Genomic DNA, 22,371 nt, shown 5'->3' on the forward strand with positions numbered 1-22,371 from the left:
CGCCCACCCGACTCTTGCGTCCTATTCCGCGGCCTCGACCCGCAACGGCGCGCGGCGCATCGTCTGCGTCAACCGCCGCTCGTCCCGGGGACTGACCCCGAAGAACTCGGTGTAATGCCGGATCATCGGGCTGGATGTCATGTAGCCCACCGAAGCCGCAATCTCCCGCAGCGAATCGTTGGAGTAAAGCACCCGCTGCCGCGCCTTCATCAGCCTCAGATGGTGATAGTAGCGCAGCGGGCTCTGCCCGGTTTCGCGCTTGAAGGTGCGTTCGAAATGCCGCCCCGACAGACCCACCGCCGCAGCGACATCCGGGATCCGCAACGGATCCTCGACATGGGTCTCGAACAGCCGGATCGCCTCGCGGATGGCCGCGGGCAAGCTGTCCGTCGTGCCCCCCGACCGCGCAACCGGGACTTTCTGGCTGGCATCCGCGTCGCGGACGAAGGGGTGCTGGAACCAGCAGGCGACCTCGGTCATGCAGTCTCGACCGAGCCGCTCCTCGATCAGCCGCAGCATCAGGTCGAACACGGCACCTGCACCACTTGCGGTGATCCGGCGACCCTCGCGCAGGATGGTGACCTCCCGCGCTTCGATTCCCGGGAAGTCGGCCTTGAACGCGGCCTCATAGCACCAGTGGACCGAGCAGGGTTTCCCCTCCATCAGCCCCGCGCGCGCCAGCGGGAAGATCCCGCCCGAAAACGCCCCCAGCGTCACCCCGGTCCGGTCCAGCCAGCGGAGCTTCGCCGGGCTGCGGCGCGGATCGACATACTCGGCCGTCGGCGGCGAGATGAGGTAAAGGTGATCCACCCCCTCCAGATCCTGCAGCGTCACGTCCGGATCGAACCCGATCTCGGCACTGGACCGCACGGGGTTTGGTGCTTCGGCGACCAGTTTCCAGACAAACTCCTGCCGCCCGGTGATCTCGTTGGCCGCGCGCAAAGGCTCGATGGCCGAAGTCAGGCAGGCCATCGGAAAGCCGGGGAACATCAGGAACCCCAGCCGCAAAGGTCCGCCGCGGTCAGTCATCGGGCCACCAGCCGGGCGAAGTCGGCGTGCCGTCGTCATGTTTCGCCAGCCACTCCACCATCGCCGGGCGGTTGCGGATGAAGCCCTTGTAGGTCGCCAACTCGTCCGGCAGGTCGCGCACCACCCGGTGCAGGCGGCGCGCCCATTTCGGGACGGTCACGATCTGGTCGAAGCTGCACAGGTAGCAGCGGATGTCGAAGGCGATCGCGTTGGACCGGGGCAGGCGGTACAGCGATTGCAGTTCCACCCGCAGGTGCTGCTTGGCCCCAAGATTCTCGGGCGTGATGCTGGCCTTCATCGGGCCCCACTTCGGGTAAGTCTCCGGCGCAGTGTCCAGCAAAGGGTTCACCGTCATCGTCCAGTTGAACCGCCGCACGGGCGAACCGTGCTGAAGCTTCAGCAGGAACTTCAGCGCCCGGTCGAAAACTCCCTTCTCATGCGCCAGCGGCACCGGGGCGTGCCATTCCATGAAGTTCATGCCGACGTCAAAGTCCACCGACCAGTCGGCCTGACTGGTCGCGATGCCCGCATCCATCCAGAGCGTCCCTTCGCGGTCGTCCTGCAGCGTCCAGTCGCCTTGGGTCTGCCGCATGATGTACTCGAAGGGCGGATAGGGCAGCGTGGACTCGTCGAGGAACGTGAACGACTGTTCGATCCCCAGCGGCCGGTTCACCCAGTGCCAACGGTTGCCATCCTTGGTCAGCGAGAACCACTGCGGATAGTCCCGCGCCTTCGCCTCCATGATCAGTTCCAGCACGTCCCAGCCCGCCAGCGTCATGTGCGGCAACGACTGGCAGCGCAGCGGGTCCTCGGCCAGCACCTTTGCGCGGTCGATCATCTCGGCGACGTAGTGTTCGTCCACGTCGAACACATGCTCGAACACCGTCCCCGGACGGCCCGGCACATGCGGCTCCATGTTGACCGAGTACATGTAGTCGTCGCGGTCGAACGGGAACGGGAATCGGCGCGGATTGCTGTTGGTGTAGGTGAACGTCTCGCGGAACGTCTCGTCCCGGAAGAACCCACCGAAGTCATCGGGCGCGAACTTGAAATCGAGGCTCATCGTCGTCTCCTATCGGTCGATGACGAGGGTCTTGCCCTCGAAGCGGCTAACGCAAGGCATGATCTTCTGGTTCGAGGCATGCTCCTCGGGCGACAGCCAATGGTCGCGGTGCAGAATGGTGCCGTCGCATTTATGAACGGATGTTTCACACTGCCCGCAGGCCCCGCCACGGCACAGGTAAGGCGCGTCGACTCCGGCGGCTTCCATCGCTTCCAGCAGGCTTTGCGTCGTGCCGACGGTGATCGTCTTGCCACTGGCGGCCAATTCCACCTGAAACGGCAGGCCGGTACCTGGCGCAAGGAATTCCTCATGGTGCAGCGCCTGCTTGGGCCAGCCCAAGGCCTCGGCCGTCGCCAGCACCCAGTTGATCATCCCCTTCGGCCCGCAGACGTAGAGGTGCGTCCCAATCGGCTGATTTTCCAGGACCTTCTGCAGGTCGATCATCTGCTTCCGGTCGTCGAAGTAGCAATGCACCCGGTCCGGATGCGCCGCCGTCAGCCGGTCCATATAGGCCCCCAGCGCCGGGGACCGTGCCGAATAATGCAGCTCGAACTTGCCGCCGAAATGCGTGATCTGGGCGATCTGCGCCAGGAACGGGGTGATCCCGATCCCGCCCGCGATCATCAGGTGTTTCCTCGCCCGGTTGTCCAAGGGGAACAGGTTGACCGGGTAGGAAAGCGTCATCTCCATCCCCGTCACCACATGCCGGTGCATGTAAAGCGAGCCGCCACGTCCCACATCATCCCGCCGGACACTGATCTCATAGGCCGAGCGATCCTCGGGGTCGGACATAAGTGAATAGGGATTCAGCCTGCGGGTCCCGTGGTCATCCATCTCGACCACGGTATGCGCGCCGCCCGAAAACGCCGGCAACGCCGAGCCATCGCGGCTGACGAAGCGAAACCGCTTGATCAGTTCGTTGACGTCAACAACCTCGGCCACCCGGACCTGCAGTTTCGCACCCCCGCTCATTTGAACCTCACCACGCTTTCCGGCACCAGGCCGGGGTCCTCGGCATCGATGTTCACGCCCTGGAAGGCGGCCATGCGCCGGGAGTAATGATCGCGGACGAAAAGGCTAAGCCCGCAATGGCTGCATCTGAACGGGTCGGTTGCCACGTTCTCGGTAATCCCCTTGCAGTGCACGCATTGCACCCGCCGCAGGGTCGAACCGCGCTGTTCCTTCTGGATCGAGGCGAAGGGGAAGCCGGTATTCATGATCTCGCGTTCCGCCTGACCGATCAGGCTTTCGCTGCCTGCCAGGTAGAACTGGGTTCCCATATGGGCGTCCAACAGCACCCGAACAAGTCTTGGCAGCAGCGCAGGAATGGTGGGGGCGCGGAAGAACTGCGCCGCACCCAATGCCTCCAGTTTCGCCGTCCCGTCGGTCCCGGTCGGGCCTGGGCAGTACATCACATGCGCGCCGGCCAGGATTTCCGAACGGTTGGTCGCCTTGGTCAGCATGTCATTCACGGCATCCGCGCCCGCATCATCGGCGACGATCACGTGCAGCTTTCCCGGACGCGGCTCCAGCGGCGCATAGACCGGGCGCGACTTGATCGAGGGGGCGTCAATGGGGGTCAGTTCAACTTTCACGGGGCATTTCCCTAAGTGAAAGGGGCCCACCCGAAGGCGGGCCCCAAAAGATCAGTCCTTCGCGGTACGGCGCTTCTTCTCCACGTCGTAGAAGGGCAGCGAATGGGTCACGGCCTTGATCGGGCCATGCGTCCCGCAGCGCACTTCCACCTCGACGCCATCCACCGCGCAATCGACCGGCAGACGGGCAATCGCCACGACCCAGTCGTTCAACGGCGAGTACATCGGCTGCGTCACGACGCCGATCTTCTTGCCGTCCTTGAACACGGGCGCGTTGCCCGGGACGTTCTTGCCCTCAAGCTTCAGCCCATAGATCTTGAAGCGTTCCTTGCCCTGCAGGCGATAGTGCTCCTCGGCGCCGCGGAAGCCGGTCTTGCCCTTGGTCACCGTCCAGTCGAGGCCCAGCTCCCACAGCGTGTCGCCGGGGCCCTCGTTCTCGAACGGATACATTTCCGAGTTGTCGAAGGGGAAGAACAAGAGGTAGCTCTCGGCCCGCAGCATATCCAGCGTGGTAAAGCGGCAGGGAATGATCCCCATGCTGGCGCCTTCTTCCAGGATGCGGTCCCAGATTTCGCCCGCGTCCTGACCGCGACAGAAAATCTCGTACCCACGCTCGCCGGTATAACCGGTGCGCGACAGCGTGATCGGCTTGCCAAACAGCATCGCCGGCATGTGGCCCATGTAGGCAAGCTGGCGGACGCCGGGGATGTGCTTCTCCAGATAGTCCACCGCCAGTGGACCCTGCAGCGACAGGTCGTGCAGGTTGTCGTCAAACCGGATCGAGACATCGCGGCCCGTCGCGGCCATCGTCAGCTGCTCATGGCCTTGACCGGACCCATGCACGACGGTGTAGGAGTTCGGTCCCATCCGGTAGATGATGCAGTCGTCAACGAACTTGCCCGCGTCGTTCAGCATGCAGCCGTAAACCGACTTGCCGGGCGCGATCTTGTCCGGATCGCGGGTCGTCGCCCGGTCGATCACATGCGACGCGGCGTGGCCGGTGATGTGAACCTTCTTCAGGCCAGACACATCCATCAATCCGGCCTTGGTGCGGATCGCCATGTATTCGGCATCCGGGTCACCCTTGGAGTAGGACCAAGCGGTTCCCATCCCGCTCCAGTCTTCCAGATTTGAACCCAGGGCCCGATGCCGGTCCATCAGTGCCGAGAAACGCCAGGAATTCGTCATTTACACCCTCCCCTTTTGATTGGTGATTTTTCGACAGTCTCAGGCGATTCCCGCCAGAAAGCAATAATGAAGTGCAACATTCTTTCTTCTCAGAAAACATCCGCCCAAGAAAAAGGCCGTCCCGAAGGACGGCCTGATCCAAAGCGTTTTTTTCCGTCAGACAGGCAGCACGAAGAACCAGTTGGACCAAAGCACCACCACGGCCCCCAGCAGCAGGGCCAGATAGGGCAGCATCCCCGCCTTCCGCTCGCCCAGGTCGCCGTAGGCCAGTCCCATGTCGTCGTAGGCTTCCTTCGGGAACTTCCCGCCGTCCTGGAAGTAGTGGCGATACCAGAACACCGGGAAGATGAAGGCCGCGAAGATCAGACCCGACCACAGCGCGTTCTCGTAGCCCCAGACCTTCGCGCCCGCACCCAGGAACAGGGCGTTGACGAAGGCCAGCAGCGTGTTCACCCCGATCAACCAGGTCGGAGCCTTCCACGGACGCTCCATATGGGCGCTGTCGATGCGGTGGATCCAGCCGGCGTTCAGGTTCAGGAAGTTGAACAGGATGTAGCCGACGTTCGAAATCGCGAGGACGTAGAAGTACCCCCCGATGTCCGAGGCCAGCGCCAGCAGGATCACGTTGAAGCCAAAGTCCGTCCACATCGCGTTGCGCGGCGCGCCGTGGCTGTTCACCTCGCCCAGATACTTCGGCAGCCAGCCATCACGCGAGCCCTGGTAAAGTGTGCGCGACGACCCGGCCATGGCGGTCATGATCGCCAGGAACAGCGCCATGATCATCAGGATGACGAAGATCTGGGTGATCACCGGCCCGCCGCCGATCATGTTGCCCAAGGCCTCGCCCACGCCAGTTCCGTCGACGATGCCGGAGGCCAGCATCCCCTCTTGCCCAAGCACGCCCTGGAACGAGAACGGAATCAGGAAGAAGAACACGATGCACAGAAGGCCCGAGTAGAAGATCGCCCGGAACGTATCGGTCTTCGGGTCCTTCAGTTCGCGGGTGTAGCAGACCGCAGTCTCGAACCCGTAGGTCGACCATGCGGCGATGTACATGCCGCCCAGGAACAGCGTCCAGCCGCCGATGTTCCACTCGCCATCCACCCCGGAATAGGCCGCCGTCGGCGGAACCAGGTTGGTGACGTTCATCCAGTTGATCGACCCGGTCAGGATCGGCACCAGACCGACCAGCAGCAACGGAACCAGCACGATGATCGCAAGATACTTCTGCGCGGACGCCGTCGATGCGATGCCGCGCTCCTGAATCATCAGGATGATCAGCATCAGGATCACGCCGATCACAAATGTCGAGTTGAAGTGGAGGTTACCCAGCCCCGGTATGGTGATCTGGAAAGCTTCCCAGACCCGGAAGGCCGGGGTCAGGGCCGTAACGCCATCCGTCGCCGCGACCGCCTTGATCGCATCCTCGACCGCCACGCCCGCGTTGGCGGCCATATAGTCGATGACCGACTGCGTCTCGGCGGTGTAGCTGGCCAGATTCGCTGTCACCCAGTCGATTACCGGCTGGCTGTCGGCCAGGGGAATCGGGAACAGCGCGTTCAGGATATAGCCCGCCGCGATGGCACAGCCCAAGGACAGCACCGGCGACCAGGCGAACCAGTTGCACCAGACCGACAGGGGCGCGATCAGCTTGCCATAGCGCAGCCAGGCCGTCGCCCCGTAGACCGAGGTCCCGCCCGACTTGTTGCCGAACATCCCCGCCATTTCGGCATAGGTGAAGCTTTGCAGGAACCCCATGACCATCGAGATCATCCAGACCGCGAAGGCCAGTTTCCCCGTCGTTCCTGCAATTCCGCCAATCGAAAACAGCACCAGTGGCGGCACACCGGCGGCGACCCAGAAGGCCCCCTTCCAGCTTAGCGCTCGGACCATTTGGCCCGATCCAGTTTCAGTCGTCATTCCCTCACTCCTGTTGGATGGCCGATCCGATCCGGGCTTATTGACTGCCCTGCTTTTTTCGAATGACCAGATTGCTTTGCGGCATCGGATTTTGTGTTTTTCCGGTTCCCCAGCCTTTTCCCCGTCCGACGCATGTCAGGTGGCACTGCCAGCGGCCCGACGGCGCGAGAAAAGCACGGTCGCGGCCACAAGGCGAGGAAAATTTTATTTGTGCGAATAAATGTTTCCCAAAGCTGTCACACGCAAAGCGTGTGCAAAAGGGATCGCGGACTCCGGCAGCGCCAGAGTCCGCTCACTTGACCCAAGTCAGGTCCCACTCGTCAAGCACGACCTGTGTCAGCCAGCCTTCTTGTAGGCCGCCTTCTCATGGCGGGCCCCCGCGACCAAAGCTACGACACACAGTAGGATCGACAGGCCAAGCCAGATCGCCTCGGTCCCCTGTCCCGCGTAATAGGCGCCATCGACCGTGCTCCAGTCTGTAATGCTTGTTCCGATCAGCATGTCCGTGGTCCTCTCATTCTGCAGGGGTTGCGGGCGGCGGGTTCGCGCCCAGGAATTCGGGATAGGCCTGAACCGGGACCTTGACCTTGTCGAGGCCCATGATCTCGGCCGATTGCGGGACTCGCAGAAGCCCCAGCTTCTTCAGGGCCAGGGACACCAGATAGCCCGGAATGAAGCCAAGCGCCGCCATGACGAGGGCCCCGATGACCTGCCCGTACAGCGTGATCGTCGGCGCACCTTCAGCTGTCAGTGCGGGATAGCCGCTGGCAAAGATGCCCACAGCGACCACGCCCCACAGACCCACCACGCCGTGCAGCGCCACCGCGCCCACCGCGTCGTCGATCTGCAGCTTTTCGACGTAACCCGCGACCAGCGGCATGATCACTCCGCCGATCATCGCGATGACGAAGGCCATCGGCGGCCAGTACAGGTCCAGTCCCGCCGCGACCGAGATGATGCCACCCAGCGCGCCCGACATCATCCAGAATGGGTCATGCGTCATCACCCAGGCCGCAATCGCACCCCCGGCAAAGCCCATCAGGATGTTGAAGGTCATGCCCGACAACGTGACCGGCGTGCCGTAGATCGAATGGAAGATACCGGACCCCCAGCTCCAAGGCTCGCCGGGGAAGATCACGCAACCCATCAGGAATCCCCAGAAGCCCGCGATGATCAGCATCAGCCCGACCAGCGCCATTGGCATCGAATGTCCGGCGATGGCGTTGGCGCTTCCATCCGGATTGAACTTTCCGATCCGCGCGCCAAGGTTGATCAGCACGCCCAGCGTGAAGAAGCCCGCGATGGCGTGCACGACGCCCGAAGCGCCAAAGTCATGGTAGCCAAGGGCCGTGACCAGCCAGCCATCCGCGTGCCAGCCCCAGGCCGCACCCAGGATCCAGACGAAGCTGCCCAACACGATGGCAAGGATGGTGAAGCCGACGATCTGGATCCGCTCGATCAGGCTGCCGGACATGATGCTGGCCGTGGTGGCCGCGAACATGGCGAAGGCCCCGAAGAACACGCCCGTCGCGCTGTCGGCCACGTTCGGTCCCATCACCGAACCGGCCGGATTGGCAGCCCCGATCGCATACTCCAGACCCGAGGTGCCAATCGGCCCCGGCGTCATGCTGAAGCCGGTGGGAAAGGCCCAGTAGATGAACCAGCCGGCATAGTAGAAGGTCGGGATGATGAAGGCGAAAGCCAGGATGTTCTTGATCCCCGAGGCCAGCGCATTCTTTGCGCGGCTTGCCCCCATCTCGTAGGACAGAAACCCCGCATGGATCAGCACCATCAGCGGGATGGTCAGCCAGTAGAAGGTTTCTGCCGTCGTCCGGTTCAACCCGGCCAGGCTGTCCTTCATGGCGGCAAGCTCCGCGGTCAAGGCCGCGATCTGTTCTTCCATGATCGTCTCCCCGTTTGTCGCTGCCGCTGTTGCATGCCGGGCAGCTGGTGGAGACAGTTAACCACACAGAGCGCACTCGCCCCTTCATCCCGGGCAACAAGGTTTCCTGGCTTTGACATCCGCCGCGCGAACTGCGCCCCGCCAAGGCAAGACACCGGGCGGTTGCCCGGAAAATCGGCAGAGATGAATCGGAACGACAAAGGGCCCCGGACGATGCCGGGGCCCTTTCCTGTCGTGAAGCCTGCTTCAGTTGCGCAGGTAGCTTTCCATCGAATCTTCCAGCGCATCCTTCCACGGGGTGTGGTGAACCGGGGCCATCGTGCCGGTGATGACCGACTTGTAGGCGTTGTTGCGGAAGGCCATGATGTCCTTCTTCTTGTGTTCCTTCCACTCGAAGAAAGCCTCGCAGGCGCCGTCGACGTCGAAGGACGGATAGTCCGTCTCGGCGATCAGCTCCTTCACATAGTCGCCCTGATAGTGGATCGCGTCGTGGGCATCCTTGCCCTCGTCCTCATGGCGTACCCGGTCCTCGACGTCCTTCAGCAGGACAGCCTTGTCCGTCGGAATGGCAATCTTGCCCATGATCGCATCGCGCACCCACCAGGCCTGCGCGTCGAACATGTTGAAGGTGAACCACTGGTCCTGCATGCCGACGTAGAACAACTTCGGATTATGCACCCATGCCACGCCCTTATACAGATCCGCCGCGGCCAGCCGGTTCGCCGTCTTCAGCCGCAGATCGTCGGGCAGGAACGGGAAGTGGTGCTTGTAGCCCGTGCACAGGATGATCGCGTCGATCTTCTTCGAGGTCCCGTCCGCAAAGTAGGCCGTCGTCTCATCCACCCGCTCCAGCTTCGGGACTTCCTTCCAGTTGTCGGGCCAGTTGAACCCCATCGGAGCGTTCCGGTAAGCCACGGTGATCGACTTCGCGCCGTACTTCCAGCATTGCGACCCGATATCCTCGGCCGAGTAGGACGACCCCAGGATCAGCAGGTCCTTGCCCGAAAATTCACGCGCGTCGCGGAAGTCGTGGGCGTGCAGCACGCGACCGTTGAACTTGTCGAAGCCGGGATATTCCGGCACGTTCGGCACGCTGAAGTGACCGCTCGCGACGATCAGATTGTCGAAGTCCTCGGAGTACATCCGGTCGGCCTTCAGATCATGCACCGTGATGGTGAAGTTGCCCTTGTCCTCGTTGTACTTGACCATCCGCACCGTGGTGCAGAAGCGGATCCAGTCGCGCACGCCCGCCTTCTTCACGCGGCCTTCGATATAGTCGAACAGCACTGCGCGCGGCGGGTAGCTGGCGATCTGCTTGCCGAAGTGTTCCTCGAAGGAATAGTCGGCGAACTCCAGCCCCTCTTTCGGGCCGTTCGACCAGAGGTAGCGGTACATGCTGCAATGCACCGGCTCGCCGTGCTCATCCAGGCCCGTGCGCCAGGTGTAATTCCACAAGCCGCCCCAGTTCGACTGCTTCTCGAAGCAGACGACCTCGGGGATATCCTCGCCCTTCGCCTTGGCCGACTGGAACGCGCGCAGTTGCGCAAGGCCGGACGGCCCCGCTCCGATGACGGCAACTCTCTTCTTCATGGTAACCTCCGGATGGTGAGTCTTTTTTCACGCGTAGGGCGCGCTGGTTTTGCGTCAGCCTAGAGACAAAGTTGCGCCTGTGTCAAATCTTCTTCCTGCTGGTAAACATAATGAACCCCGGAACACATCAGTTTTCCGGGGTCCATCTGCAACCTCTGCATGAATTCTAAGCGCAAGCGCGGCTATCGGGCAATGGTCACCGTGCAATGCGCCTGACCCGCGACTTCCGCCGCGACCGAGCCCAGGACCAGACGCTTCACCCCGCGCTTGTCGCCGGTGCCCATCACGATGTGATCCGCGCCGATCTCTTCGCCATAGGCGATGATCGCCGGACCGGCGCTGCGGGAAACCACGGCCACGGTGTTCATGTCCGTCGCACCGGCGGCCTTCGCTTCGGCGGCGGCCTTCTGCAACACGCCCTCGGCCTCCTCATCGCTCCACTGGTTGATCAGCGGCCCGCGAGCACCGCCAAGCGCCAGGTTGATCGCGCAGATCGTCAGATGTGCGCCGGTCAGTCTGGCCAGTTCCGCAGCCTGGATCACTCCCAGATTGGCATGATCCGACCCATCGGTCGGACACAGGATCTTCTTCGTCATGGCTTCACCCTTGTCCCGGTTGACGTCGCACCCTGCAGACCACCAAATGCCCCTGTCCGCCTTGACCTGCGTCAAGAAAGTTCACCCACAGGTAAAATCGCCGGAGCGCGCCATGCAGTCGATCGACCCAAAGGACCGCCGTATCGCCAATATCCACCAGGCCGCCTTTACGCCCTTCGTCTATCCGGACGGTGTGGCGCTGGGGGACGTGGTCCTGCAACTCGACGACAGCCAACCGCTCGGCGTGGGCTTCCACGTCTACCGGATGCCCCCCGGCATGACGACGCGCGGCCACCGCCACAACGGGCACGAGCAGTTCCTGATCCTGGAGGGCGAGCTGCACGAAAGCGACGGCACCATCCTGCGCGCCGGAGACATGGTGTTCTACCGCGACGGGACGGAACACAACTCCTACAGCCCGAACGGCTGCCTGCTGGCCGTCCACATCGCGGGTGCCGAAACGCCGGTGGAGTAGGTCGGACACCACGCCCCGACACGGTGGCCTGCGGTCCGAAAGCTTGCTATCCCGTTCTCAGGTTTCACGGTGACACAGCGTGGCGTTCCTTCGCACCCTTCTTATCCTACTGGCCGGACTTGCCGCGGTTGTGGTGACACTCGGGCTTTTACTGCCGCTGCCACCCCGACAGGGGATCGAAGTCACCGAAGCCTTCCCCGCCACGACCAACACCAAGATCGGCGCTGCCGTCCTCCGGGCGCAGGCGGCTCATCCGGGAAAAAGCGGTGTCATCCCTCTGGCGGGCGGGGGCGAGGCCTTTGCCGCAAGGATGCTGCTTGCGCGGACGGCCCAGCAGTCGCTCGACGTGCAGTCTTACATCTGGCAGGCCGACACGACCGGCTACCTCCTGCTGGAGGAATTGCGCGCCGCCGCCGCGCGTGGGGTCAGGGTTCGGCTTTTACTGGACGACAACGGGATTGCAGGGCTGGACGCCTCCCTGCGCGCGCTGGACGACCAGCCGAATTTCGAGGTGCGCCTGTTCAATCCTTTCACCCTGCGCCGCCCGAAACTTTTGTCCTACAGCTTCGATTTTGTCCGGCTGAACCGACGGATGCACAACAAGTCCTTCACGGCGGACGGCGCGGCAACCGTTGTCGGCGGACGGAACGTCGGCGACATCTATTTCGCCTTCGGACCGGACAAGCATTACATCGACACCGATGTGATGGCCCTTGGCCCGGCGGCAGCGGATGTCTCGACTGCGTTCGATGCCTATTGGAACAGCGCCTCGGCCTATCCGGCAGATCTGATCCTCTCCCCGGCACCCGACGGCATGGCGCGTCTGACTTCCGCCGTAGCTGGGGTCAAGGCCGCCGATCTTGCTGCGCCTTATCTGGCAGCTATCGCCGAGTCCCCTTTGATCAGAACCCTTTTGCAAGGGCGGGATGCGATCGAATGGGCCCAGGTGACACTAGTAGTCGATCACCCCGGCAAGGGCCTTGGTCAGCCGGGTCCGGGTGGGCTGCTGATCCAGCGGCTGGCGGCAATTCTGGCGGATGACGAAACCCGCCCCCGTGTTTCGGTCGATCTTGTCTCGGCCTATTTCGTGCCGGGGCCTGGAGGAACCGACCTCTTGACCGGTCTGGCGGCGCAAGGGGTTGCGGTCAGGGTGCTGACCAACGCGCTGGAAGCAACGGATGTCTTTGCCGTCCACGGCTCCTACGCCGAATATCGCCCCGCACTGCTGGCAGGCGGAGTTGCCTTGGGCGAACTCAGGGTTGACCCGCTGATCCCGCAACAGGACCAGACGCTGGCCAGCCTGCTTGCGGGCTCCGCCTCCTCGCTTCATTCCAAGGTCATTGCAATCGATGGCAAACGGCTCTTTATCGGGTCCTTCAACTTCGACCCCCGCTCAGCGCGGCTGAACACCGAAATGGGCCTGCTCATTGAAAGCCCGACCTTTGCGGCGGCGGTCACGAAGGCGGTGGATCAGGTCATGGGCCAGGACGCCTACGCGCTGCGTCTGTCCGCGGAGGGAAGCCTGGAATGGGCAGCGCGGGATCAAAACGGCGCGCAGGTGGTCCATGCGACCGAGCCCAACACCACGTGGTTCGACCGCCTCATGGTCCGTTTGATCGGTGTGTTGCCTCTGGATTGGATGATGTGACCGCAAGGCCCTGATGCGCCTTCTGTAGGCGCGCACGGCGGCTTCGGGCCTGTAGCACCAGCGGATCAGCCACCTGCAACGAGAAAAACCCCGGATCGCTCCGGGGCCAGTTGGGGGTTCAGGTCAGGTAAGTCCACCCGCCGCAAGGTGTTAAGAAGTCGTGTACGCCCGCGAGCAAGTCGTTGATATCATTGGCCACGCCGCGACCACCACCGTGGGCAGACTCAGATGTCCAGCGTGTTCTGCGTCTCCCAGGCCGAGAAGTGCGAACAGTAGTCGTTCCATTCCTTGTGCTTCAGCTTCAGGAAGGCGGTCGAGAACTCCTCGCCCATCATCGACTTCAGGGTCTTGTCGCGGTCATACTCCCGCAGCGCATCCAACAGGTTCAGCGGCAGCTTCGGCGCGTTCTTCACCGTGTGCCCCATCTGATACATGTCGATATCGTGCCGCTTGCCCGGATCAGCCTTGGTCCGCACCCCATCGATACCCGCCGCCAGGATGACAGCCTGCATCAGGTAAGGGTTCGCAGCCCCATCGGGCAGCCGCAGCTCGAACCGCCCCGGTCCCGGAACGCGGACCATGTGGGTCCGGTTGTTCCCGGTCCAGGTCACCGTGTTCGGCGCCCAGGTCGCGCCGGACGAGGTCCGCGGCGCATTGATCCGCTTGTAGCTGTTCACGGTCGGATTGCAGATCGCCGCCAAGGCCGAGGCATGCTTCATGATCCCGCCCAGGAAGTTGCGGCCCTGCTCGGACAGCCCCAGTTCCTTCGACTTGTCGGCGAAGACGTTCGTCGACCCGTCCAGGCTCCAGACCGAGATGTGGGCGTGGCAACCAGATCCGGTCAGCCCCTTGAACGGCTTCGGCATGAAGGTGCAGCGCAGGCCGTGCTTTTCGGCGACGGACTTCATCATGAACTTGAAGAAACTGTGCTTGTCGGCGGTCTGCAGGACGTCGTCGTACTTCCAGTTCATCTCGAACTGCCCGGTCGCGTCCTCGTGGTCGTTCTGGTAGGCCTCCCAGCCCAGGTCCAGCATGTAGTCGCAGACCTCGGAAATGCAGTCATACTGGCGCATGACGGCCTGCTGGTCGTAGCAGGGCTTCTCGGCCGTATCGTAGGGGTCGGCGATCTTGTCGCCTTCCGGGGTCAGCAGAAAGAATTCGGGCTCGACCCCGGTTTTCACCCGCAGACCGTCCTTGGCTGCCTCGTCGATCAGGCGGCGCAGGACGTTTCGCGGGGCCTGCGCCAGCGGCTGTTCTTCCATGACGCAGTTCGAAGCGACCCAGGCAACCTCTTTCTTCCAGGGCAGCTGGATGGCGGCTTCCGGGTCGGGGACCGCCATCATGTCGGGGTGCGCAGGCGTCAGGTCAAGCCAAGTCGCGAAGCCGGCAAAGCCCGCCCCGTCCACCGCCATGTCGTTGATCGCCTGCGTCGGCACCAGTTTCGCACGCTGCCCACCGAAGAGATCGGTGTAGGAGACCATGAAATACTTGACGCCCTTTTCCTTGGCCCACTTGGCAAGGTCCTTCGCCATCACTGTAACTCCCTGTCGTCTTTTTGGTTGTTGTAGGAAAGGGCGGCCTTAGAAGCCGCCGTTCCGCCCCGGTATCCAGTTGGTGCCCGCCAAGGGAACCCCGGCCATCGCTGCCGCTTCGATCGTCAGCGAGACAAGGTCCTCGGGCTCGAGGTTGTGCAGGTGGTTCTTGCCGCAGGCGCGCGCGATGGTCTGCGCTTCCAGCGTCATCACCTTGAGGTAGTTCTTCAGGCGACGCCCGCCCAGGACGGGATCGAAGCGCTTGAACAGCTCCGGGTCCTGAGTGGTGATCCCCGCGGGGTCCTTCCCCTCGTGCCAGTCGTCATATGCGTCGGCGGTGGTGCCGAGCTTCTGGTATTCCTCTTCCCAGACGGGATCGTTGTCGCCCAGCGCGATCAGCGCCGCCGTCCCGATGGCAACCGCATCCGCGCCCAGGGCCATCGCCTTGGCCACATCGGCGCCTGACCGGATGCCGCCCGAGACGATCAACTGCACCTTGCGGTGCATGCCAAGGTCCTGCAGCGCCTTCACGGCCTGCGGGATGCAGGCCAGGATCGGCATGCCGACATGTTCGATGAACACGTCCTGCGTCGCTGCGGTGCCGCCCTGCATGCCGTCAAGAACGACCACATCCGCGCCCGCCTTCACAGCCAGAGCCGTGTCGTAGTATGGCCGCGCGCCGCCGATCTTGACGTAGATCGGCTTTTCCCAATCGGTGATCTCGCGTAGTTCCAGGATCTTGATTTCCAGATCATCCGGCCCGGTCCAATCCGGGTGACGGCAGGCCGACCGCTGGTCGATCCCCTTCGGCAGGTTCCGCATGTTGGCCACGCGGTCGCTGATCTTTTGTCCCAAAAGCATCCCACCGCCACCCGGCTTCGCGCCCTGACCAACCACAACCTCGATCGCATCCGCCCGGCGCAGGTCGTCGGGGTTCATGCCATAGCGGCTAGGCAGGTATTGATACACCAGCGTCTTGGAATGGCCGCGCTCTTCCTCGGTCATCCCGCCGTCGCCGGTGGTGGTCGAGGTGCCGGCTTCCGATGCGCCACGGCCAAGGGCCTCCTTGGCGGGACCGGACAGGGCACCGAAGCTCATCCCGGCGATGGTGATCGGGATGTCCAGGTGGATCGGCTTCTTGGCAAAGCGGGTGCCAAGCCAGACGTCGGTCGAGCATTTCTCGCGGTAACCTTCCAGCGGATAGCGGCTGATCGAGGCGCCAAGGAACAGAAGGTCATCGAAGTGCGGCAGGTGCCGCTTGGTACCGCCGCCGCGAATGTCATAGATGCCAGAGGCGGCAGCGCGGCGGATTTCTGCGTTTACCGCCGGGGTGAAGGTCGCCGAGTAACGGGGCGGGGTACGGGGAAGATCGGTCATTCCATTGCCTCAATAGGCCGACGCATTGTCGATGTTGAAGTTGTACAGCTTCCGGGCGCTGCCATAACGCTTGAACTCTTCCGGCTTTGCCTTCCCGTCCGCCTCGCCGCGCTTCAGAAGATCGGTGAGCAAGGCAATGTGCTCCGGCCGCATCTCTTTTTCGATGCAGTCCGCACCCAGCGACTTTACCGAACCGCGCACGAACAGCCGCGCCTCGTAAAGCGAGTCACCCAGCGCATCACCTGCGTCACCCAGGACCACCAGGTTGCCCGACTGCGCCATGAAGGCCGACATGTGGCCGATGGAGCCGTGGACGACGATGTCGATCCCCTTCATCGACACGCCGCAGCGGCTGGAGGCATTGCCCTTGATGACCAACAGGCCACCCCGTCCCGTCGCGCCGGCATACTGGCTGGCGTTGCCGTCGATGATGACGGTGCCCGACATCATGTTCTCGGCCACGCCCGGCCCGGCGCTGCCCTTGATCCGGATCGTCGCCTGCTTGTTCATCCCGGCGCAGTAATATCCGGTCGACCCACGGACCGTGATGTCCACCGGCGCATCCACCCCGGCGGCAATCGCATGCGCGCCTTTCGGGTTGATGACTTCCCAGGCCGTCATGTTGGTCTGGCCCTTCAGGGCGTGAAGCGAGGAATTGAGGGCGCGCAGCCCTTCCTGCCCCAGATCGAAACTCTGCATTCTCTCAACGCTCCCAGAAGTAGACAGTGGCGGGTTCCGGTTCCCAGACGCGGGCGTCCTCGATGCCCGGCAGGTTCACCAGCGCCCGGTATTCCGATCCGAAGGCGACATACTGATCGGTTTCGGCCATGACGGCTGGCTTGCAGGCGATAGGGTCCCGCACGACGCCGAAACCGTTCTTGGTGCCGACGACGAACGTGAAGAACCCGTCCAGATCGGTCAAGGTGGCTTCCAGCGCATTGCCCAACGTCTCGCCGGTCTGCAGCTTGTGGCTGATGAAGGCCGCCCCGACTTCGGTGTCGTTCTCGGTCTCGAAGGTCATGCCCAGGCGCTTCAATTCGCGCCGGACGCCATTGTGGTTGGACAGCGAGCCGTTGTGGACAAGGCACTGGTCCGATCCGGTCGAGAACGGGTGCGCGCCCATCGTGGTCACGGCGGATTCGGTCGCCAAGCGGGTATGGCCGATGCCGTGGGTGCCCTTCATCTTGGCGACGTCAAAGCGGGCGGCCACATCCTTGGGCAGACCGACTTCCTTGAAGATCTCGATGCTGTCGCCCGCGCTCATCACTTTGACGCCGGGACGCAAGTGCGACAGGGCCGAGCGGGCGGCCTCCATCTGGTCCATCGGCACTTCCAGGACGGCGTGGCTGGACTTGATCTTCATGGTGACAGGCTGGCCGATTGCGTGGTGCATGTCGCCGTCCAGGTCCTTGAAATCCTTTTCGGGGTGGGCCGACTGGACTGTCAGCTTGCCCAGACCATCCTTCGCCCCGCCGTAGATCGCGATCCCCGCGCTGTCCGGCCCGCGGTCCGTCATGGTGATCAGCATGTCCGTCAGCATGGCACCCAGCTGCGGTTCCAGCTTCGGGTCTTTTAGGAAAAGTCCAACGATACCACACATGGATTCGTCTCCCTCACGTTGTTGCGATGACGCTAGCACCGAGTTTTCGCCGTATCAACTGGTAAGAAACAATTTTCACCTGTCGGGAAAAACGCTGCTTAATCCGTAGGCACCTGCGGTTTTTCTTGACAGAATGTCGCAGGTGGCTTTCCCTGAGGAAAACAATTTTGCCGTGCAGGGAAAGACGTCGGGGCCGCGTCGCACGGATCTCAGGAAGCGCCCAAGGGAGGAAACTGTGGGAGACCTTAATCAGCGGATTGAGGCGATGCACCGACGCGACGTGCTTGTGGCATGGGCGTTCGTCATCGGCCTTTGGTGCGCCGTTATCTTCGTTGCGCTTGCGACATGGGACCTGGCCCCGAACAGCACGGCGCGCACCCTGCTTCTGATCGGCGGTGCGATCATCCTGATCTTCAACACCGCCGCCATCCTGGCGATGCTGAAGCATTACCGCGAAGACCGCGACTTCATGTACGGCCTCGACATCAAGTTCCTGGACGAAGCGAAGGGAAGACGCTGATGGCACATTACCAACCTCCGAAGCAGGGCAAGGCCAGCCAGCTTTTCGACGTCGTGGTGCTGGTCGTCCTGACCGTCGGCGCGCTGTTCGTGCCGCTCTGGATGGGAATGGCCGGCGCGGCCAAATCCGTCGCCACCCCGGTCGCGAACCCGACATGGGAGGCTCTGGGCCAGAACGAGGCACAGTCCGCCAAATACGAGGCCCTCGGCTACACACCCGAGACCGCGCACGATCTGATCCTTGCGCGCTTCGACTACAGCTTCTCGGTCACCGCACTCCTGACGATGATCGCGGTCATCCTGCTGTACTACTTCCTGATCCTGCGGTTTTCCGAAGTGGAATACCGCGAGGTCATTTCAGAAAAATTCGGGGAGTAAGCCGAAATGGACCTGTGGAACTGGATTGAATACGGCGCCTGGGGGCTTTCGGCGGCCTTTGGACTGCACATGGCAATCGACTGGCTGAAGACTGACAGCAGCTATTCCGAAGATGTCCTCACCTCATCCCGCGAAGGCGAGCTTGAGGCGATGGCCGAAGAGCACGCCGAAAAGCATGGGATGAAATCATGACCCAGGTCGACATCACCTCAACCACGATGGACGGCATGGGGCCGCATGGCACCAAGGTCGGCCTGCTGCGCGTCCTTGGGCCCGCTCACGTCTGGGCGCTTGGCGTCGGGATCGTTCTGGTCGGCGAATACATGGGCTGGAACTTCGCCGTCGGCAAAGGCGGCGCCTATGCCGCGCTGATTGCCTGCTGGTTTGCGGGGATCCTTTATTCCTGCGTCGCCATGATCGACTCGGAGGTCACCTCGACCGTCGCCTCGGCGGGTGGGCAGTACACCCAGGCCAAGCACATCATCGGACCCTTGATGGCGTTCAACGTCGGCCTCTACCTTGTCTTCGCCTACACGATGCTGGAAGCCGCCAACGCAATAACCGCCGGCTACCTCTTTTCCGTCGTCGCCTCGATGACGGGACACGCCGATGCCCTGGACCAGCGGCCTTTCATCATCCTCGTCATCATGTTCCTGGCCTGGCTGAACTACCGCGGCGTGTTGGCAACGCTGACCTTCAACCTGGTCATCACCGCCATAGCCTTCATCGCGATCATTGTCCTCTTCGTCTCGACCACCGGGCTTGTCGGCAGCGGGATCATGGAGCACGCGGCCCTTTTTGAAGGTCACGAACTTCCCTACGGCTGGATCGGCGTTCTCGCCGCCATGCACTTCGGCCTCTGGTACTACCTGGGGATCGAGGGCACGACCCAGGCCGCCGAGGAAGTCCGCTCCCCCGCCCGCGCGCTCCCGTTTGGCACGCTGGCCGGGATCATGACTCTCCTCATCGCGGCAACCCTCACCTGGTACGTCTGCTCCGGCGTCCTGCCTTGGGAGTTCCTGGGCGACGGTGTGAACGGATCGGTGGCACCGCTCTTTGACACGGCACGCCTGTCAGGATCGATCGCGCTGGTCTGGCTTCTGGGCTTCGGCACCCTCTTCGCCACCCTCGCCTCGGCCAACGGCTGCATCAACGACGCCTCGCGGGCCTGGTTCGCCATGGGCCGCGACAAGTACCTGCCCGGCTGGTTCGGCGCGGTTCACCCGAAGTACCGCACCCCCTACCGGGCGATCGTCTTCCTTGTCCCCATCGCGCTGATCTTCGCCCTTGGCGCGCCGCTGGACCAGGTCATCACCTTCTCGATCCTCTCGGGCCTTCTCGGCTACACCTTCATGCCGCTGAACATCATCCTCTTCCGGCGCAAGTGGCCGTTGGAGACGATCAAGCGCGGTTATGAACACCCGTTCCACCCGATCCCGGCCCTGACGCTTCTGACCCTGTGCGCCGTGACCTTCTTCGCGGTGTTCCTGGGCTACGGCACCCAGCTTGTCGCGATGATCGGCTTCTACATCGTGGTGTCGCTGTGGTTCCACTTCTGGCGCTACCGCTTCGTGAACCGGGGGGCGCAGTTCACCATGCCCTGGCCGAAACCACGCGGCTACTAAGGACCAGCGGCCCGTCCCGGAAGGGGCGGGCCTTTTCCCATGTCCCCCCTCATTCCCCTTGGCCTCGCCCTCGCCGCCCTGGGCCTCTGGCTTGGCTTCCGCCTGATCCGCGAAGCCCGCGCCCGCACTGCCGCCCGGGCCGGCTATTTCGCCGCGGTGAAACGCCTCTTCGACGGCGGCGAGACGCGCGTGCAGCCGACCGGCTTTCCCCGCATGACCGGCCGTCGCAACGGCCTGTCCTTCGACCTTCAGGCCGTCCCCGACACGTTGACCTTCCGGAAGCTTCCCGCGTTGTGGGTGCTGGTGACCCTGCCCGAGCCGCTGCCGCTGAAGGCCACGCTGGACCTTCTGGCCCGTCCGTCCGGCAACGAGCCCTTCACGCGTTTTGCCGACCTCGCCCAGTCGCTGCCCACCCCGCCGGAGCTGCCGAAAGAGATTGCCATCCGCAGCGACGACGCCACCCGCATTCCGCCACCCGACCTGCTGGCCAGTCATGCCGACCTGTTCGAAGACCCCCGCGTCAAGGAACTCGTCCTTTCCCCCAAGGGCCTGCGCATCGTGATCCTGGCCGAAGAGGCCGACCGTGGCCGCTTCCTCATCTTCCGCGAAGCCGAGATGGGCCGCCTGCCCCTTGATCCCGCAAGACTGGAGCCGCTGCTCGACAGGCTGGCGGCCTTGCGCGAAGATGTCCTGACCCTTGCCAAGGCCCCCGCATGAAACCGCCGCTGAACCCCTATCTCGTCCTTGCCGTCGCCGTGGTCCTGCCCGGCATGGGTCAGGTGCTGAACCGCCAGCCAGTGCGCGGGCTGATCTTCGTGTGCTTTGCTATCCTCTTGGGCGGTTTCACTCTAAAGACCGCGGCGCCCGACGTGTCCTTCGTGGGCAAAATGGCGGGCGGGCTGTTTGTCTGGGCGATGGCAGTGCTGGACGCCTACAAGACCGCGCGCATCCGCCACGCGGTGTGGAGCCACGCGAACGCTCCTCGGTGACTTCGTCTCTCGTCGCTGAATGGTGGCCCTGCGAGGAGAAGTCGAAGACGCACGACGAGCCTACGTCCAGAGATCCCCGAGCATTGCCTTCAGCGCCGCCAGCGCCTCGGGCCCGTCCTCGCAGCCCGGCCCGACCCGGACCGCAACCGTCGCCGCAAAGCCATATGCCCCGCGCTTGTCAGCCCGGATCGTCACCTCGAAGCCCTTCGGCCCCGCGACAACAATTTCGACGGCATCTTCGGCCCCGAATGTCTCGTCACTCGCCTCGAACCAGATCGGTCCGCCGACGACGGGCTGGCGGAACAGGACATAGCCCTCGTCTTCGTGCTCGCCCTGGGCAAAGCCGATGAAAAGCTCGCCCTCGTCCTCGACGACCGATCCGTAGGCCGCCTTCACCGTGATATCGGCCATGCGCCTAGTACCACTTGGCGATGGGCGGCAGGCTCATCAGCACGGCGTTGGCATCGTGGCCCGTCTCCAGCCCGAATTTGGTGCCCCGGTCGTAGACCAGGTTGTATTCGGCATAAAGGCCGCGGTGCTGGAGTTGCACCTCGCGGTCGGCTTCGGTCCAGGGGGTCTGGACGCGGCGTTCCGTCACCGGAAGGAAAGCGGGCAGGAAAGCCTCGCCCACCGCGCGGGTAAAGGCGAAATCGCGGTGCCAGTCACCGGTGTTCAGGTCGTCGTAGAAGATCCCGCCGACGCCGCGCGCCCGACCGCGGTGCGGGATGAAGAAGTACTCGTCGGCCCAGGCTTTGAACTTTGCATAGTACTCCGGCGAGTGGGCATCGCAGGCGCCCTGCATCTCGGCATGGAAATGCGCGGTGTCCTCGGCATATTCGATGCAGGGATTCAGGTCCGACCCGCCGCCGAACCACCAGGCGCCGGGGGTCCAGAACATCCGGGTGTTCATGTGGACGGCTGGCGCATGCGGGTTGACCATATGCGCCACCAGGCTGATGCCGCTGGCCCAGAACCGCGGGTCGCTGTCCATGCCCGGCACGCCGCGCGCAGCCATCGCCCGCTGGGCCTTTTCGCCCAGCACGCCATGCACCTCAGACCAGTTCACTCCGACCTTCTCGAAGACCTCGCCGCCGCGCATCACGCTCATGATGCCGCCGCCGCCATCCGCACGGGAGGTGGGCGTCACCTCGAACCGGCCCGGAGTGCCCTTGGCATACTTGTCCTCAAGCCCCTCGAATGCCGCGACGATACGGTCGCGCAGCGTCCGGAACCAGGCGGCGGCGACGGCGTTGCGACTGTCGATGGGATCGGTCATGCTTGTGTCCTCGAATGTTGACGCCGCATGCCTAGCACCCCGGCGCGCCGCTTTCCACTGTTAGAGGA

General features: G+C 63.3%; 24 protein-coding genes. 8 read left to right on the forward strand and 16 right to left on the reverse strand.

Annotated elements, in window-relative coordinates; genetic code table 11:
- Positions 1-21: 21 nt before the first annotated feature.
- The 10 genes from Q0C42_RS20620 to Q0C42_RS20665 all read right to left on the reverse strand — a co-directional run bounded on the left by Q0C42_RS20620 (position 22) and on the right by Q0C42_RS20665 (position 10,884).
- Positions 22-1,029 (reverse strand): GlxA family transcriptional regulator, encoded by a 1,008-nt coding sequence (locus Q0C42_RS20620; RefSeq protein ID WP_295080632.1) that lies wholly within the window; start codon positions 1,027-1,029, stop codon positions 22-24.
- Positions 1,022-2,092, reverse strand: a complete 1,071-nt coding sequence (locus tag Q0C42_RS20625) for a DUF3445 domain-containing protein (RefSeq protein WP_295080635.1) — start codon at positions 2,090-2,092, stop codon at positions 1,022-1,024. Before Q0C42_RS20625 ends, Q0C42_RS20620 begins: the two co-directional genes overlap by 8 nt.
- A 9-nt stretch (positions 2,093-2,101) precedes the next feature.
- A complete protein-coding gene (locus Q0C42_RS20630; protein WP_295080638.1) occupies positions 2,102-3,064 on the reverse strand; it encodes a PDR/VanB family oxidoreductase in 963 nt (320 codons plus the stop codon).
- Positions 3,061-3,687: a dimethylamine monooxygenase subunit DmmA family protein gene (locus Q0C42_RS20635; RefSeq protein ID WP_295080641.1), complete on the reverse strand. Its 627-nt coding sequence runs from the start codon at positions 3,685-3,687 to the stop codon at positions 3,061-3,063. The genes Q0C42_RS20630 and Q0C42_RS20635 overlap by 4 nt, the downstream gene beginning before the upstream one ends.
- A 51-nt stretch (positions 3,688-3,738) precedes the next feature.
- Entirely contained in the window at positions 3,739-4,875 is a 1,137-nt protein-coding gene (locus Q0C42_RS20640) for an aminomethyltransferase family protein (protein WP_295080644.1), read from the reverse strand.
- Positions 4,876-5,031: 156 nt separating this feature from the next.
- Complete coding sequence (locus Q0C42_RS20645) at positions 5,032-6,795, reverse strand: APC family permease (RefSeq protein ID WP_295080647.1); 1,764 nt, start codon at positions 6,793-6,795, stop codon at positions 5,032-5,034.
- A 336-nt stretch (positions 6,796-7,131) separates the two neighbouring features.
- The gene (locus Q0C42_RS20650; protein ID WP_295080649.1) at positions 7,132-7,296 is read right to left on the reverse strand and encodes a hypothetical protein; all 165 of its coding nucleotides are present in this window, start codon (positions 7,294-7,296) and stop codon (positions 7,132-7,134) included.
- A gap of 13 nt (positions 7,297-7,309) precedes the next feature.
- Positions 7,310-8,698: an ammonium transporter gene (locus tag Q0C42_RS20655; RefSeq protein WP_295080652.1), complete on the reverse strand. Its 1,389-nt coding sequence runs from the start codon at positions 8,696-8,698 to the stop codon at positions 7,310-7,312.
- A 246-nt stretch (positions 8,699-8,944) separates the two neighbouring features.
- Positions 8,945-10,288 (reverse strand): NAD(P)/FAD-dependent oxidoreductase, encoded by a 1,344-nt coding sequence (locus Q0C42_RS20660; protein ID WP_295080655.1) that lies wholly within the window; start codon positions 10,286-10,288, stop codon positions 8,945-8,947.
- Between the two features lie 182 nt (positions 10,289-10,470).
- Positions 10,471-10,884, reverse strand: a complete 414-nt coding sequence (locus Q0C42_RS20665) for a universal stress protein (RefSeq protein WP_295080658.1) — start codon at positions 10,882-10,884, stop codon at positions 10,471-10,473.
- A gap of 112 nt (positions 10,885-10,996) precedes the next feature.
- On the opposite strand from Q0C42_RS20665, the gene Q0C42_RS20670 reads away from it, so the two are divergent.
- Both Q0C42_RS20670 and Q0C42_RS20675 read left to right on the forward strand, forming a co-directional pair.
- Entirely contained in the window at positions 10,997-11,359 is a 363-nt protein-coding gene (locus tag Q0C42_RS20670) for a cupin domain-containing protein (RefSeq protein WP_295080661.1), read from the forward strand.
- Between the two features lie 79 nt (positions 11,360-11,438).
- On the forward strand, positions 11,439-13,007 hold the full coding sequence (locus Q0C42_RS20675; RefSeq protein ID WP_295080664.1) for a phospholipase D family protein: 1,569 nt from the start codon (positions 11,439-11,441) through the stop codon (positions 13,005-13,007).
- A 224-nt stretch (positions 13,008-13,231) separates the two neighbouring features.
- Here Q0C42_RS20675 and glnT read toward each other — a convergent pair whose 3' ends face one another.
- The 4 genes from glnT to Q0C42_RS20695 are packed head-to-tail and all read right to left on the reverse strand — an operon-like array spanning position 13,232 to position 17,516.
- Positions 13,232-14,539, reverse strand: coding sequence for a type III glutamate--ammonia ligase (gene glnT / locus Q0C42_RS20680; RefSeq protein WP_295080667.1), 1,308 nt, complete (start codon positions 14,537-14,539; stop codon positions 13,232-13,234).
- Between the two features lie 48 nt (positions 14,540-14,587).
- On the reverse strand, positions 14,588-15,916 hold the full coding sequence (locus Q0C42_RS20685; protein WP_295080670.1) for an FMN-binding glutamate synthase family protein: 1,329 nt from the start codon (positions 15,914-15,916) through the stop codon (positions 14,588-14,590).
- A gap of 9 nt (positions 15,917-15,925) precedes the next feature.
- On the reverse strand, positions 15,926-16,615 hold the full coding sequence (locus Q0C42_RS20690) for a GXGXG domain-containing protein (protein WP_295080673.1): 690 nt from the start codon (positions 16,613-16,615) through the stop codon (positions 15,926-15,928).
- Between the two features lie 4 nt (positions 16,616-16,619).
- Positions 16,620-17,516, reverse strand: coding sequence for a glutamine amidotransferase family protein (locus Q0C42_RS20695; RefSeq protein ID WP_295080676.1), 897 nt, complete (start codon positions 17,514-17,516; stop codon positions 16,620-16,622).
- Positions 17,517-17,781: 265 nt separating this feature from the next.
- Between Q0C42_RS20695 and Q0C42_RS20700 the strand changes: the two genes are divergently transcribed.
- The 6 genes from Q0C42_RS20700 to Q0C42_RS20725 are packed head-to-tail and all read left to right on the forward strand — an operon-like array spanning position 17,782 to position 21,027.
- On the forward strand, positions 17,782-18,036 hold the full coding sequence (locus Q0C42_RS20700; RefSeq protein ID WP_295080678.1) for a hypothetical protein: 255 nt from the start codon (positions 17,782-17,784) through the stop codon (positions 18,034-18,036).
- Positions 18,036-18,413: a hypothetical protein gene (locus tag Q0C42_RS20705; protein WP_295080680.1), complete on the forward strand. Its 378-nt coding sequence runs from the start codon at positions 18,036-18,038 to the stop codon at positions 18,411-18,413. The genes Q0C42_RS20700 and Q0C42_RS20705 overlap by 1 nt, the downstream gene beginning before the upstream one ends.
- Before the next feature lie 6 nt (positions 18,414-18,419).
- Positions 18,420-18,605, forward strand: coding sequence for a hypothetical protein (locus Q0C42_RS20710; protein ID WP_295080683.1), 186 nt, complete (start codon positions 18,420-18,422; stop codon positions 18,603-18,605).
- Positions 18,602-20,038, forward strand: a complete 1,437-nt coding sequence (locus Q0C42_RS20715) for an APC family permease (protein WP_295080685.1) — start codon at positions 18,602-18,604, stop codon at positions 20,036-20,038. Before Q0C42_RS20710 ends, Q0C42_RS20715 begins: the two co-directional genes overlap by 4 nt.
- Before the next feature lie 39 nt (positions 20,039-20,077).
- Positions 20,078-20,755, forward strand: a complete 678-nt coding sequence (locus Q0C42_RS20720) for a hypothetical protein (protein WP_295080688.1) — start codon at positions 20,078-20,080, stop codon at positions 20,753-20,755.
- Positions 20,752-21,027 carry a hypothetical protein gene (locus Q0C42_RS20725; RefSeq protein ID WP_295080691.1) on the forward strand — a complete coding sequence of 92 codons (276 nt, stop codon included), beginning with the start codon at positions 20,752-20,754 and terminating at the stop codon, positions 21,025-21,027. Before Q0C42_RS20720 ends, Q0C42_RS20725 begins: the two co-directional genes overlap by 4 nt.
- Positions 21,028-21,087: 60 nt before the next feature.
- Here the strand turns inward: Q0C42_RS20725 and Q0C42_RS20730 are convergent, their stop codons facing one another.
- On the reverse strand, positions 21,088-21,438 hold the full coding sequence (locus Q0C42_RS20730) for a hypothetical protein (protein ID WP_295080694.1): 351 nt from the start codon (positions 21,436-21,438) through the stop codon (positions 21,088-21,090).
- Positions 21,439-21,442: 4 nt separating this feature from the next.
- Positions 21,443-22,303 carry an oxygen-dependent coproporphyrinogen oxidase gene (gene hemF / locus Q0C42_RS20735; RefSeq protein ID WP_295080697.1) on the reverse strand — a complete coding sequence of 287 codons (861 nt, stop codon included), beginning with the start codon at positions 22,301-22,303 and terminating at the stop codon, positions 21,443-21,445.
- Between the last annotated feature and the right edge of the window lie 68 nt (positions 22,304-22,371).

The sequence above is a fragment of the Tabrizicola sp. genome (assembly GCF_022842145.1).
Lineage (GTDB): Bacteria > Pseudomonadota > Alphaproteobacteria > Rhodobacterales > Rhodobacteraceae > Tabrizicola.

Excerpts from the sequence above, each read along its gene's own strand:
- Q0C42_RS20625 (WP_295080635.1), bottom strand. The coding sequence starts at position 2,092 with ATGAGCCTCGATTTCAAGTTCGCGCCCGATGACTTCGGTGGGTTCTTC.
- Q0C42_RS20685 (WP_295080670.1), bottom strand. The coding sequence starts at position 15,916 with ATGACCGATCTTCCCCGTACCCCGCCCCGTTACTCGGCGACCTTCACC.
- Q0C42_RS20725 (WP_295080691.1), top strand. The coding sequence starts at position 20,752 with ATGAAACCGCCGCTGAACCCCTATCTCGTCCTTGCCGTCGCCGTGGTC.
- Q0C42_RS20645 (WP_295080647.1), bottom strand. The coding sequence starts at position 6,795 with ATGACGACTGAAACTGGATCGGGCCAAATGGTCCGAGCGCTAAGCTGG.
- hemF (WP_295080697.1), bottom strand. The coding sequence starts at position 22,303 with ATGACCGATCCCATCGACAGTCGCAACGCCGTCGCCGCCGCCTGGTTC.
- Q0C42_RS20715 (WP_295080685.1), top strand. The coding sequence starts at position 18,602 with ATGACCCAGGTCGACATCACCTCAACCACGATGGACGGCATGGGGCCG.
- Q0C42_RS20660 (WP_295080655.1), bottom strand. The coding sequence starts at position 10,288 with ATGAAGAAGAGAGTTGCCGTCATCGGAGCGGGGCCGTCCGGCCTTGCG.
- glnT (WP_295080667.1), bottom strand. The coding sequence starts at position 14,539 with ATGGCGAAGGACCTTGCCAAGTGGGCCAAGGAAAAGGGCGTCAAGTAT.
- Q0C42_RS20650 (WP_295080649.1), bottom strand. The coding sequence starts at position 7,296 with ATGCTGATCGGAACAAGCATTACAGACTGGAGCACGGTCGATGGCGCC.
- Q0C42_RS20720 (WP_295080688.1), top strand. The coding sequence starts at position 20,078 with ATGTCCCCCCTCATTCCCCTTGGCCTCGCCCTCGCCGCCCTGGGCCTC.
- Q0C42_RS20630 (WP_295080638.1), bottom strand. The coding sequence starts at position 3,064 with ATGAGCGGGGGTGCGAAACTGCAGGTCCGGGTGGCCGAGGTTGTTGAC.
- Q0C42_RS20640 (WP_295080644.1), bottom strand. The coding sequence starts at position 4,875 with ATGACGAATTCCTGGCGTTTCTCGGCACTGATGGACCGGCATCGGGCC.
- Q0C42_RS20730 (WP_295080694.1), bottom strand. The coding sequence starts at position 21,438 with ATGGCCGATATCACGGTGAAGGCGGCCTACGGATCGGTCGTCGAGGAC.
- Q0C42_RS20700 (WP_295080678.1), top strand. The coding sequence starts at position 17,782 with ATGCACCGACGCGACGTGCTTGTGGCATGGGCGTTCGTCATCGGCCTT.
- Q0C42_RS20690 (WP_295080673.1), bottom strand. The coding sequence starts at position 16,615 with ATGCAGAGTTTCGATCTGGGGCAGGAAGGGCTGCGCGCCCTCAATTCC.
- Q0C42_RS20620 (WP_295080632.1), bottom strand. The coding sequence starts at position 1,029 with ATGACTGACCGCGGCGGACCTTTGCGGCTGGGGTTCCTGATGTTCCCC.
- Q0C42_RS20710 (WP_295080683.1), top strand. The coding sequence starts at position 18,420 with ATGGACCTGTGGAACTGGATTGAATACGGCGCCTGGGGGCTTTCGGCG.
- Q0C42_RS20695 (WP_295080676.1), bottom strand. The coding sequence starts at position 17,516 with ATGTGTGGTATCGTTGGACTTTTCCTAAAAGACCCGAAGCTGGAACCG.
- Q0C42_RS20665 (WP_295080658.1), bottom strand. The coding sequence starts at position 10,884 with ATGACGAAGAAGATCCTGTGTCCGACCGATGGGTCGGATCATGCCAAT.
- Q0C42_RS20655 (WP_295080652.1), bottom strand. The coding sequence starts at position 8,698 with ATGGAAGAACAGATCGCGGCCTTGACCGCGGAGCTTGCCGCCATGAAG.
- Q0C42_RS20670 (WP_295080661.1), top strand. The coding sequence starts at position 10,997 with ATGCAGTCGATCGACCCAAAGGACCGCCGTATCGCCAATATCCACCAG.
- Q0C42_RS20705 (WP_295080680.1), top strand. The coding sequence starts at position 18,036 with ATGGCACATTACCAACCTCCGAAGCAGGGCAAGGCCAGCCAGCTTTTC.